The 10,318-nt window shown below is 69.5% G+C and carries 13 protein-coding genes and 2 pseudogenes; 8 read left to right on the top strand and 7 right to left on the bottom strand.

The annotated features are described in order from the left end of the window. Positions 1–397 (top strand): zinc-binding dehydrogenase (locus HKK72_RS30585; RefSeq protein WP_187237910.1); only part of this gene is annotated, 397 nt, incomplete at its 5' end. A gap of 51 nt (positions 398–448) precedes the next feature. Here the strand turns inward: HKK72_RS30585 and HKK72_RS30580 are convergent. The 3 genes and pseudogenes from HKK72_RS30580 to HKK72_RS42470 all read right to left on the bottom strand — a co-directional run. After that, positions 449–1,258, bottom strand: coding sequence for an IclR family transcriptional regulator C-terminal domain-containing protein (locus HKK72_RS30580; protein WP_187237909.1), 810 nt, complete (start codon positions 1,256–1,258; stop codon positions 449–451). Positions 1,259–1,960: 702 nt separating this feature from the next. Then, positions 1,961–2,320 carry an iron chaperone gene (locus tag HKK72_RS30575; RefSeq protein WP_187237908.1) on the bottom strand — a complete coding sequence of 120 codons (360 nt, stop codon included), beginning with the start codon at positions 2,318–2,320 and terminating at the stop codon, positions 1,961–1,963. Between the two features lie 469 nt (positions 2,321–2,789). Next, positions 2,790–2,858, bottom strand: a pseudogene (locus HKK72_RS42470) (hypothetical protein); the annotation flags it as partial. A gap of 256 nt (positions 2,859–3,114) precedes the next feature. On the opposite strand from HKK72_RS42470, the gene HKK72_RS30565 reads away from it, so the two are divergent. The 3 genes from HKK72_RS30565 to HKK72_RS30555 all read left to right on the top strand — a co-directional run bounded on the left by HKK72_RS30565 (position 3,115) and on the right by HKK72_RS30555 (position 5,394). Continuing rightward, a complete protein-coding gene (locus HKK72_RS30565) occupies positions 3,115–3,870 on the top strand; it encodes an SDR family oxidoreductase (protein ID WP_187237907.1) in 756 nt (251 codons plus the stop codon). 452 nt (positions 3,871–4,322) lie between these two features. After that, positions 4,323–5,066 (top strand): dienelactone hydrolase family protein, encoded by a 744-nt coding sequence (locus tag HKK72_RS30560; protein ID WP_187237906.1) that lies wholly within the window; start codon positions 4,323–4,325, stop codon positions 5,064–5,066. A 10-nt stretch (positions 5,067–5,076) separates the two neighbouring features. Then, positions 5,077–5,394 (top strand): DUF6295 family protein, encoded by a 318-nt coding sequence (locus HKK72_RS30555; RefSeq protein WP_187237905.1) that lies wholly within the window; start codon positions 5,077–5,079, stop codon positions 5,392–5,394. A gap of 15 nt (positions 5,395–5,409) precedes the next feature. Here the strand turns inward: HKK72_RS30555 and HKK72_RS41600 are convergent, their stop codons facing one another. Both HKK72_RS41600 and HKK72_RS30550 read right to left on the bottom strand, forming a co-directional pair. Then, the gene (locus HKK72_RS41600) at positions 5,410–5,538 is read right to left on the bottom strand and encodes a hypothetical protein (RefSeq protein WP_261987361.1); all 129 of its coding nucleotides are present in this window, start codon (positions 5,536–5,538) and stop codon (positions 5,410–5,412) included. 143 nt (positions 5,539–5,681) lie between these two features. Continuing rightward, positions 5,682–6,377: an alpha/beta fold hydrolase gene (locus tag HKK72_RS30550; protein ID WP_222721337.1), complete on the bottom strand. Its 696-nt coding sequence runs from the start codon at positions 6,375–6,377 to the stop codon at positions 5,682–5,684. A gap of 195 nt (positions 6,378–6,572) precedes the next feature. Between HKK72_RS30550 and HKK72_RS30545 the strand changes: the two genes are divergently transcribed. After that, the gene (locus HKK72_RS30545; protein ID WP_187237904.1) at positions 6,573–6,899 is read left to right on the top strand and encodes a DUF3817 domain-containing protein; all 327 of its coding nucleotides are present in this window, start codon (positions 6,573–6,575) and stop codon (positions 6,897–6,899) included. Between the two features lie 131 nt (positions 6,900–7,030). Here HKK72_RS30545 and HKK72_RS42465 read toward each other — a convergent pair whose 3' ends face one another. Next, positions 7,031–7,570: a hypothetical protein gene (locus HKK72_RS42465; protein WP_315987531.1), complete on the bottom strand. Its 540-nt coding sequence runs from the start codon at positions 7,568–7,570 to the stop codon at positions 7,031–7,033. A gap of 25 nt (positions 7,571–7,595) precedes the next feature. Here HKK72_RS42465 and HKK72_RS42460 point away from each other — a divergent pair, with 25 nt between their 5' ends. Beyond that, positions 7,596–7,829, top strand: a complete 234-nt coding sequence (locus HKK72_RS42460) for a hypothetical protein (protein WP_315987530.1) — start codon at positions 7,596–7,598, stop codon at positions 7,827–7,829. Here the strand turns inward: HKK72_RS42460 and HKK72_RS42455 are convergent. Next, positions 7,800–8,066 (bottom strand): annotated as a pseudogene (locus tag HKK72_RS42455) (LysR family transcriptional regulator); the annotation flags it as partial. The gene HKK72_RS42460 and the pseudogene HKK72_RS42455 sit on opposite strands and share 30 nt — an antisense overlap. On the opposite strand from HKK72_RS42455, the gene HKK72_RS30535 reads away from it, so the two are divergent. Continuing rightward, the gene (locus HKK72_RS30535) at positions 8,065–9,309 is read left to right on the top strand and encodes an MFS transporter (RefSeq protein ID WP_187237903.1); all 1,245 of its coding nucleotides are present in this window, start codon (positions 8,065–8,067) and stop codon (positions 9,307–9,309) included. The pseudogene HKK72_RS42455 and the gene HKK72_RS30535 overlap by 2 nt on opposite strands. Positions 9,310–9,452: 143 nt before the next feature. Then, positions 9,453–10,318, top strand: an 866-nt coding sequence (locus HKK72_RS30530; RefSeq protein ID WP_315987529.1) for a metal ABC transporter solute-binding protein, Zn/Mn family, incomplete at its 3' end; no start/stop codon positions are given.

Raw genomic sequence — 10,318 nt, 5'->3', positions numbered from 1 at the left:
CGTCACCGAGCTGGCGGAGCGTTTCGCCGCCGTCGCCGACGGTCCGGTCGATCTGGTACTCGACCCGCTGTTCGGCGCGCCGGCGGCGGCCGCCGCCCGCACCCTGCGAGCGGGCGGGCGGCTGGTCAACCTGGGCGGTTCCGCCGGTGAGACCTCCCCCATCGACTCGTCCACGCTGCGAAGCAGGTCGCTGCGGCTGCTCGGCTACACCAACAACGAGCTGAGCCCGCGACAACGTGCTGAGGCGATCACCGTGATCGCCGAACAGGCGGCGCTCGGACGGCTGGCCGTCGCCCACGAGACCATGTCGCTCGACGAGGCCGAGGCCGCGTGGCGGCGCCAGAGCGACGGCGCCTCGGCAGGCCGGATCGTTCTCACCCCCCGCCCGGACCCCTGATCCTCGACCCGAACACTCGAGCGGGACCACCTCCCGGTGGCGGCGCGCCGGTCAGGACGCGGCCGGCCTGGTCACGTGCGGCACCGTCGCCAGCCGGGCGAAGTCGGCGCTGATCTCGCCGGCGGTCTGCAGCAGCAGCGGGAGGTGCTCCTCGAGAAGCCGGCCGACCGGGGTCTCGGCCGCGTGGGTGTTGACGTTGATGCCCGCGATGACCCGGCCGGATCCGTCCCGCAGGGGTGCGGCGACCGAACGGATGCCGAGGGCCAGTTGCTCGTCGGTCAGCGCCCATCCGCGTGCCCGGATCTCACGCAGCTCGGCGGCGCGCTCCTCGCGGGTGGGCAGCCAGCGCGGTCGCAACCCGGATCGGGACGGCTCGGCCAGCACCCGGTCGACCTCGTCGGGGGGTAGTGCGGCGAGCTGCACCTTGCCCAGCGAGGTCTGCAGCGCGGGGAAGCGCGTGCCGATCTGCACCGCCAGCGCGACGATCTTGGGTACGGCCACCCTGGCCACATAGACGATGTCGGATCCGTCGAGCTGGGCGATCGAGCACGACTCGTTGGTGCGGGCGACCAGCCGCTCCATGTGGGGGCGGGCGACGTCCCACAGGCCCATCGACCGTACGTAGGCCACGCCCAGGTCGAGCACCCGGGGGGTGAGCGCGAATCCGCCCTCGCCCGAGCGCACGAAGCCGAGCTCCTGGAGGGTGAGCAGGATCCGCCGCGCGGTCGGCCGGGCCAGGCCGGTCGCCGCGGCCACCTCGGTCAGCGACATCACCGGCTCTTGCGGCTGGAAGGCGGTGATGACCTCCAGCCCCCGGGCCAGCGCTTCGATGAAATCCGGTCCGGCGCCCTCGCGTGGCATCGATCGACTCCTTGCGGCTCGGCTCTTCGTCCTGCAGCGTACTCGCGTCTGTCCGGCAGGCGGACAGACGGAACGTGCTTCTGGCGAGAACGTCGGGCGGCCAGGGATCTGCCGTGACGAGCGTGGTCCGGCTAAGACGGGCGTCGGCGATGCGTCGAGGGACCTGTCGACATGTCGGCGGCGCCGCCGTAGCGTACCGCCGCGACCGCTGAACGGACAATCGACCGAAATCCCGGGCCGGACGTCAGGCGGTAATCGCCCTGGACTCCACGACGGATCACCTACGCCATCGGGTTCTCCCTTCTGCTCAGTGGCGGCCAGCGTCGATGCCGCGCGCCGCGGACGGCCTGGCCGTTGGCGGTGGTGTGGACGGCGTTCAGCCGGGCGGCGACGGGGAACGTCGCACAGAGCGCGCTTCGAGGCCGGTCCGTGCGGAGCCGGTGCACCGGTCACGATCGCGATGATCCGCATGGCGCTCCCTCTCCGATCATGGCACTCCCTCTGCGATCTACCCCGCCCCAGGATGCCGCTTGTCACCGGCCGCCGGATCTCCGCGATTGCTGACTTGCGACCAGGCGGGCCGACGAGGGCAGGTCACCCCCTGAGAGCCGCGAGATCGGCGACAACGGTCATTCGAAAAGAGCTGGAGCCTGCCGATCAATCGCCGGCGCGGGACAGTGCATTACGGCATAATGCGCCGTTTCATTCGTCCCTGATCTCCTTGGCGCGCTCATCGAGTATCGCCTTGACGACGCGCTCGGGAAGCGGCTTGTCCGGGGGAAACCGCACGGTGCTCTCGGCGGTGTCGTAGTCCGCGAGTACGTCGCTGATACGGCCCAGCGCAGTTTCGCTCCACACACCCAGGGAGGAATGCTTTTTGAAAGCCTTGAAGGCGCAGAGTGTCTGGCCGTCCAGCTTGAAGAGCGGTTGACTCCAGCGAATATGCTCGGTGACGTCCGGGTAGAGCTTCTTGATCTGCTCGTAGAGCGTTTCGAGCGCCGGCCGGTGTGTTTCTGGAACAGTGGCCAAATAGCCGGAGACGTCATCGAAATCTGCAGCCATGTCAACTCAAAATAACGATGGTCAGGCACCCTGTCAACGGCCTCTGGGCGCGGTTTACGGCTCCACTGTCCGACGGAATCTAACGAAGATCTCGGGCGCGGCGCGGCGTCGCCGCTCGCCGAGCGTGTGCGGCGTCTTGGCCCGCGCCGTCGGCAATCCCAAACCCCGTGACCTCAGCAGAAAGCGACTCGGTTGACGGTTCCGCAGCGAACTCGCACTGCCCCGTTCGCCACCTCAGGTCATCCTCACCGGCCGGGTACGGAATCGGCCCCGCTCTACAGATCGGCGAGCGTGCCTCACAGATCGATCCGCGGCCGCCACCCCAGCACCGCGGCCGCGGAGAGGTCTGCGGAGACGAAATCGGCCCGCACGTTGCGGCGCCACAGCTCGTAGGCCGGCACCGGGCCACGGGCCCCGGCCCGACCGCGGTGGCGACATCGGGGGCACGGCCTCCGCAGATGAACCACAGCGCTCGCCCGATGCCCTGGTCGACCGCCAGTGGGAAGTAGTGCGACGAGCCTTCCCATGGGTAGGGCACGGTGGCCACGGCCGCCGCGCATCGCGTCGCGGATCGTGCAGACCATCGTCGCGCCCTCGTAGGCGAATCCGCGTTCCGGGTCGACGAAGTCCAGCCGACGTTCGAGCTCCCACTGGTCGCGCGTGTCGATGCCCCCATTCGAAGCCGCAGATCACCGACATTGCTCTTTCGGCGTCCGGTGGCGTCCGGCTCAGACCGGACATTGGCCCCTTCGTGCCGTGGGCCAATAAGGTGCCGGTGACAGCGGGGAGGCGGGATGACCACGAGTCGCGTCGCCGTGGTGACGGGCGCCGGATCCGGGGTCGGTCGTCGCGTGACCCAGGCGCTGCTGACGGCCGGCTACCGGGTCGCGCTGGCGGGGCGGCGGCCCGAGAAGCTGCACGAGACGCTCGCCGAGGTCGCGCCCGCCGGTACGTCGGCACTGGTGGTGCCGACCGATGTGGGCGCACCCGATTCGGTGGCAGAGCTGTTCGACTCGGTACGGCGGGAATGGGGTCGGGTCGACCTGCTCGTCAACAACGCGGGCGTCTTCGGCCCCTCGGCGGCGGTCGACGAGATCTCCTACCTCGACTGGCAGCACACGGTGGCCACCAACCTCACCGGCGCGATGCTGTGCGCGCAGCAGGCCGTACGGATGATGAAGGGCCAGCGCCCGCGCGGCGGACGGATCATCAACAACGGCTCGATCTCCGCGCACAGCCCCCGTCCGAACAGCGTCGCCTACACGGCCACCAAGCACGCCATGACCGGTCTGACCAAGTCGATCTCGCTTGACGGTCGTGCGCACGACATCGCCTGCGGCCAGATCGACATCGGCAACGCCGCCACCGAGATGACCGAGGGGATAGCCCGGGGAGCCCGTCAGGCCGATAACAGCCTGGCCGCCGAACCGACCTTCGACGCCGAACACGTCGCTCGGGCGGTGCTGTACATGGCCGACCTGCCGCTGGACGCGAACGTACAGTTCCTGACCATCACCGCCACGAAGATGCCGTTCATCGGCCGTGGCTGACGCGGGCACCTACGCCCATCATTTCACTGCTGGAACGGCTCGCGGATCATCTGTGACCCACGCCGACCGGTACAAGCGGACGGCGCTGTCCAACACCACCCTCGGCGTTCTCATGGCCGCGCTGGACCGGTCGATCGTGATCATCTCGCTTTCCCGCGATCTTCCGCGGCATCGGGCTCGACCCGCTCGCCCCGGGCAATATCGGCTACCTGCTGTGGATGATCCTGGGCTATCGGTACGTCGGCGCTCCTCGTCCTGGGCTCCGCCGGCCTTCTGGACACCCTGCCGGCGCACAACCGCGAGGCGCTCACCGGTAAGCAGTTCTTCCCCCGGCTCGTCTCCGTACCGCTCCATCATGGTCTGGTGCTCGTTTTCACCGCGGCCGTCATGGCCGCGGTCGCAGCACTGGGGTCCGCTCTCCGCGGTACCCGTTATGTTCATAAGGAGAAGGCATGATCGACGCCATCCGGGCCGAGACAGTCACGATCAAGGGCCACGACGACGATGAGATCGAGGCCTACCTCGCGCGACCGCTGCACGACGGGCCGCGCGGCGGCGTGGTCGTCATTCACCACATGCCTGGGTACGACCAGGCAACCAAGGAGATGGTGCGCAAGTTCGCGGCCAACGGCTACGCCGCCGTCTGCCCGAACCTGTACTCCCGGGAGGCGCCCGGCGCCGACCCCGACGACGCGGCGGCGGCCGTGCGCGCGGCCGGCGGAGTTCCGGACGACCGCCTGGTCGGCGACGTGGACGGCGCGGCCCGTTACCTGAATTCGCTGGACGGCGCGAACGGCAGGATCGGCGTCATCGGTTATTGCTCGGGCGGCCGCCAGACCTTCCTGGCCGCGTGCTCGCTGCGGATCGACGCCGCGGTGGACTGCTACGGCGCCTTCGTCGTCAACGAGCCGCCGACCGGGATGCCCGCCAGCATGAAGCCGATCCTCGGCCTGGCGCCCGAGCTGTCGTGCCCGCTGCTCGGCCTGTTCGGCGCCGAGGACGGCTACCCGGCTCCCGACGAGACCGCGGCGCTCTCCGCCGAGCTGGACCGGCTCGGCAAGGCCCACGAGTTCCACACCTACGACGGCGCCGGGCATGCCTTCTTCGCCGTCGACCGGCCCTCCTACCGCCCCGAGGCCGCGGTGGACGGCTGGCAGAAGATCTTCGATTTCTTCTCCCGCACCCTCAGCGCGTAAGGCGTCCACCATGTGCACCTATCAGACCCACAAGATCGTCATCGCCGGCAGCGGCAAGGCGCCACAGGGGTGGATCAGCCTCACCGACGCCGCCGTCTACGTCGACCACCCCGTCCACGCGCCGCAGGAGCACACAGTCAACATCGACTTCCTGAACCCCGGGCAGGGACCGTCCGCCCGGGTGGCCGTCGAGCTGACCGAGGAGGCCGCCCTCGCCCTCGCAGACGCGATCCACAGCGCACTGGCCGCCGCTCCCCCGGGCCTCGCCGCCGCGGCGCCCCCCGCCGGCGGCACCGGGCACGCGGGCACCGGCGGGGCGGCCGGCTGACGGCGACCGGCCGGCTCACGTGACGCCTCCGAAGAGATCCCTGCGTTCCGCGACGAACCGTTCGATCGTCTGCGCCGGTCGACCAGTGATCAGCTCTACGGTGCGGGTCACCCGGGCGACGTCGCCCGCCGCGACCGGTGACATACGACCGTTTCCGAAGGGGAGCCGGATGGTTCCGCTGTCCCTGATGGATCGCGCGGCCGGCGTCGTGAACAACGACCGGATTTCAGCCGGCCCGCAGGGTTTCGCGGCACGCCTCCGCGCCGCCCGTGCCGGACGGCCCGCTATCAGCCTTCGGCCTCCGCCTTCGCCAGTTCCTCCCGCAACAGGTCGGCCAGCACGGCCGGTCGTGCCAGGAACGGCGAATGGGAGGTGTCCAGACGCCGGACCACCTGGGCGCGATGGGCCATCGCCTCCTGCACCGGCACCGGGATCGCCGCGTCCCGCTCGGCGACGACGTACGTGCTGGGCACGGTCCGCCAAGCCGCCGCCGTCAGCGGTTGCGTCACCGACCGTAGTGACTGGTATCCGAGCCGGGCGGCCGCGGCGGCCGCCGTATCGGCGTCGAGGTCGCCGTAGAAGACCTCCTGCGGGCGCAACACCTCGATGTGCCCCTGCGCCTCGTGCACGTCCCACCACTCGGGTCCGGTGCCGCCGGCCGCGCCCAGCAACGACTCGCCGACGTCGAGCTGGAAGGCGCACAGGTACACCAGGCGTCGCACGTCGCCGGTCTCGCCCGCCACCTCGGTCGCCGGCAGCCCGCCGTAGGAGTGCGCACAGACCACGACCGGCCCGTCGACGCTCGCGAGCACGGAGCGGAGAGCGTCGGCATCGGCGCGCAGGTCACCGAGCGCGGACGGATCGTGACCGCTGGACGGAAGCGAGACCGCACGTGTCTCGATATCCGGCAGCGCATCGATCAGTTTCTCCCAGCACCACGTGTCATGCCATGCCCCATGCACCAGGACCAAGGTCGGACTCACCGGCACTCCCAGAGGTCGCGACGCGTCCAGCCGCGTCTGCCAGGCCACACACTGTCACAGCGACACGCTGTCACAGCGACACACTGGCACATCGACACCGGTGCCGCCGCCCACTCTTCCACTGAGGAGAAGGCGTCGGCTCAGGGCACCGGGACCCGATGAAGAAGGTGAATGGAGGTGTGTTTAGATTTGGGCATGCCGTCCAATCCCTTCTCCCGATTCCGAGTGGTCTCCTATGCCGAAGGCTGCTCCTTCCTGCTCCTGCTGATCTTCGGCTCCCTGCTCAGCCGGATCTCCGACATCGACCTCGTCATGCCGCTCGGCGTGCTCCACGCCGTGCTGTTCATCGCGCTCGTCGTGGCGATCGTGGACGTGCGCGGCCGGCTGGACTGGGATGTCAGGACCACCACGCTCGCGCTGGTCGCGGCGGTGCTGCCGACCGGCCCGTTCTTCTTCCACCACGCCAGGCGCGAGGAGCTGCGCACGGCCGAGCAGGCCGTGACCGGGGCGTCCGCCGCCTGACGGTTCCGAGGCCGAAAGCCGCCGGCAGTTCGGACGGGGCGTCAAGGCCGACGAGCCCCCCCCCGCTGTTTCCGGACCGGCACGGGTTTCCCTTTTGCGCCGAATACCTGAGCGAAACAGCCATTACGACATTAAGTGGCATCACCTAGCCGGCGCGGCTCATGACCTGTTGCCGCTGAATTGTCGCGGTCGGTTGGGCGCTGGGCCCATTTCGGTGCCCAGGTCTCGGCGCCGCCGTGCCCGGGTCCTGTGGAGCCCAGGTGGTCGCGGAGTGTGGTGAGTGCCGGGTGGGGATTGTCGCCGCGCCAGATCAGTGAGTGCGGGTAGACCGGCGTCGGGTCGTGCACGGCAACGCGCCGTAGGCCGTAGTCGGCCGGCCAGACGAGCCGGGTCTGCTCGCCGACGAAGGTCGCCAGTGCCGAGGAGTCGGCGATCACGTCCAGCAGGGGCTCGGTGCCGAAGTAGGGACCGATGGGATCGACGGTGAGCCCGAACGCGGCGGCGAGCTCGTGGGCCGGTCCGGTGAGGAGCTGTACGGGCTCGTCGAGGACCCGGGCGGCCTCGACGCCGTCGGGCAGCCGCCCCGCGAGCGGGGTGACAGCGCGAAAGGACGCGTCGATCGTGCCGGACCGGACGGCGGCGATCGCCGCGTCGGCGTCGAAGAGGGTCACGACATCGAGTTCGGTCTCGGGATGCGTGCGATGGAACTCGCGCAGCAGAACCTGCCGGTGCGAGCCGCCGGCCGATCACGTCGACGCGCAGCGCGCGGCGGCCGGGCCGCACGGAGGCGGCTGCCCGCTCTTCGGCCTGGAGGAGATCGCGGGCATGGGGCAGGAACGCCTGCCCGTCGATGGTGAGCTGGGCTCCGCGCGGCGTGCGGGTGAACAGCCGCACCCCGAGGTCCTTCTCCAGCGCGGCGATGCGTTTTGAGACGGCCTGCTGGGTGATCGACAGCTCGACCGCGGCGTGCTGGAACCGGCCCGCATCCGCGGCTGCGACGAAGGTGCGCACGGCATCGAGGTCCACGCCGACGCACTCTAGTCGCACAACGCATGGTTGTGGTTCGCCGGCCGATCGGTTGTTTGACGCCGTCGCCTCCCACTCGCTTTGATCTCGCTGGTCAACGTCGGGTTGTTGGAGCGAGACGGCGAGGGTTGCACTGGACATGGTGGGCACGAGAGCGCTGGGGCGGCGGTTCGAGTGGCTCTGGGCGGCGTATGCGGTCAGCACGTTCGGCACGTTCCTCGCGTTCGACGCGTTTCGTTTGATCGCGATCCTCGTGCTGGACGCCGGGCCAACTGAGGTGTCGGTGCTGGCCGCTGCGGGGCTGGCGGTGGGCGCGGTGGTGGCGGTGCCGCTCGGACCGTGGGTGGAGTTCCGCCGCAAGCGGCCGGTGATGGTCGCGATGGACCTGACCCGCTTTGCGGCGGTGATGAGCGTCCCCGCCGCGTTCGTGCTCGGCCGGCTCAGCTTCGCCCAGCTCGTGGTCGTGTCGGTCATCGTCGCCGCAGCCGACATCGCCTTCAAGGCGGCCAGTGGCGCATGCCTGAAAGCGCTCGTGCGACCGGAGGACCTGATCGTTGCGAACGGGCGGCTCGAGTCCACGACCTGGACCGCCACCGCACTCGGGCCGCCGCTCGGCGGGGCCGCGATCGGACTGTTCGGCCCGATGACGACCGTGGTGGCCAATGCGGTCAGCTACCTGCTCTCGGCAGCAGGAATCCGTGCGATCGGCGGGAGCGAGCCGCGCCCCGACCGAACCGACGCACCGCGGCTACGAGCCGGTGACCTGCTGGAAGGGTGGCGGTACATCCTGACCAACCCGGCCCTGCGCCCGCTGTTCTTCAACACGGTCCTGGTGAACGGCCTGATCATGGCCTCCGCGCCGCTGGTCGCCGTCCTCATGCTCGGCCGCCTCGGGTTCGCGCCCTGGCAGTACGGCCTCGCGTTCGGAGCGCCCTGCGTAGGCGGCCTCATCGGCTCACGGCTGGCCCGCCGGCTCGTCGCGCGGTTCGGACCGCACAAGGTCATGCTCACCGCCGGGGCGCTGCGCGCGTGCTGGCCGCTCGGGTTGGCCTTCATCCACCCCGGCGCTGCCGGGATCTCGCTGGTCATCGCCGTCCAGCTCGGTTTGGTCACCTGCGTGGGCGTATTCAACCCGGTGTTCGCCACCTACCGGCTCGACCGGACCGAGACGGACCGGGTCGCCCGCACCCTGTCCGCGTGGTCGGTCACCGGCAACGCCACCATCGCGGCCATGACCGCCCTGTGGGGCCTGCTGGCCGGCATCACCGGCCTCCGCACCGCGATCGCGATCGCCGGCCTGCTCATCCTGGCGACCCCGCTCCTGCTCCCCCGGCGCGACCACACGCGACAGCACGAGCGAGAACCGTCCCGAAGCCGCCCGTGACCGGCGGACGATCCCCCCTTCAAGGTCTCAGGTCACTTCATGCTAATTTGAAATGAAAACCGTTTTCACTATCGTGAAGGGGCGACATGAACTCGCCTGTACGTCGTCGTCATGCGTTCAGCGCCGTTGCCGGCATCTGTGCTGTGTTGTTGTTGAGCGCCTGCGGCAACTCCCCCGGCAGCGCCTCTGGTGGTTCGGCCCCCGCGGGGTCGACGCCCGTCTCCGTGGTCGCCTCGACCAACGTGTACGGCGACATCGCCGAGCAGATCGGCGGCGACAAGGTCAAGATCACATCGATCATCTCCGACCCCGCTCAGGACCCGCACTCCTACGAGGCCGACACGCAGAACCAGCTGGAGCTGTCCAAGGCGAAGATCGTCATTGAGAACGGCGGCGGCTACGACGACTTCATCGACACCATGCTCAAGACGACCAAGAACCCCTCGGCCGAGGTGCTGAACGTCGTCAAGATCTCCGGCAAGACCCCGCCCGCGGGCGAAGGGCTCAACGAGCACGTCTGGTACGACCTTCCGACGATACAGAAGCTGGCCGACCAACTCGCCCGATCCCTGTCGAAGGTCGACCCCTCAGGCAGCGCGCGGTTCACCCAGAACGCCACCGCCTTCAAGGCCAAGCTGCAGCCCCTGCAGGCCAAGGCGGCCGCGGTGAGATCCGCCAAGACCGGTACCGCCGTGGCGATCACCGAGCCGGTTCCCGGATATCTCCTCCAGGCGTGCGGGCTGGTCGACAAGACCCCTGAGGAGTTCAGCGAGGCGGTCGAGGAGGGCAACGACGTCTCGCCGAAGGTTCTGCGCGACACGCTCGCGCTGTTCACCGGCAAGCAGGTCAAGGCGCTCGTCTACAACGCGCAGACCGGCGGACCGGAGACGCAGAAGCTCGAGCAGGCCGCCAAGAGCAACGGCGTGGCCATCGTGCCGGTCACCGAGACCCTCCCGAACGGCAAGGACTACCTCACCTGGATGACCGACAACCTCAACGCGCTCCAGGC

It is taken from the genome of Actinomadura sp. HBU206391 (assembly GCF_014323665.1).
In the GTDB taxonomy this organism is placed as follows: Bacteria; Actinomycetota; Actinomycetes; order Streptosporangiales; family Streptosporangiaceae; genus Actinomadura_C.
This window is presented reverse-complemented; position numbering and strand designations above follow the sequence as displayed.

Excerpts from the sequence above, each read along its gene's own strand:
- HKK72_RS30580 (WP_187237909.1), bottom strand. The coding sequence starts at position 1,258 with ATGCCACGCGAGGGCGCCGGACCGGATTTCATCGAAGCGCTGGCCCGG.
- HKK72_RS30575 (WP_187237908.1), bottom strand. The coding sequence starts at position 2,320 with ATGGCTGCAGATTTCGATGACGTCTCCGGCTATTTGGCCACTGTTCCA.
- HKK72_RS30565 (WP_187237907.1), top strand. The coding sequence starts at position 3,115 with ATGACCACGAGTCGCGTCGCCGTGGTGACGGGCGCCGGATCCGGGGTC.
- HKK72_RS30560 (WP_187237906.1), top strand. The coding sequence starts at position 4,323 with ATGATCGACGCCATCCGGGCCGAGACAGTCACGATCAAGGGCCACGAC.
- HKK72_RS30555 (WP_187237905.1), top strand. The coding sequence starts at position 5,077 with ATGTGCACCTATCAGACCCACAAGATCGTCATCGCCGGCAGCGGCAAG.
- HKK72_RS41600 (WP_261987361.1), bottom strand. The coding sequence starts at position 5,538 with ATGTCACCGGTCGCGGCGGGCGACGTCGCCCGGGTGACCCGCACCGTA.
- HKK72_RS30545 (WP_187237904.1), top strand. The coding sequence starts at position 6,573 with ATGCCGTCCAATCCCTTCTCCCGATTCCGAGTGGTCTCCTATGCCGAA.
- HKK72_RS30535 (WP_187237903.1), top strand. The coding sequence starts at position 8,065 with ATGGTGGGCACGAGAGCGCTGGGGCGGCGGTTCGAGTGGCTCTGGGCG.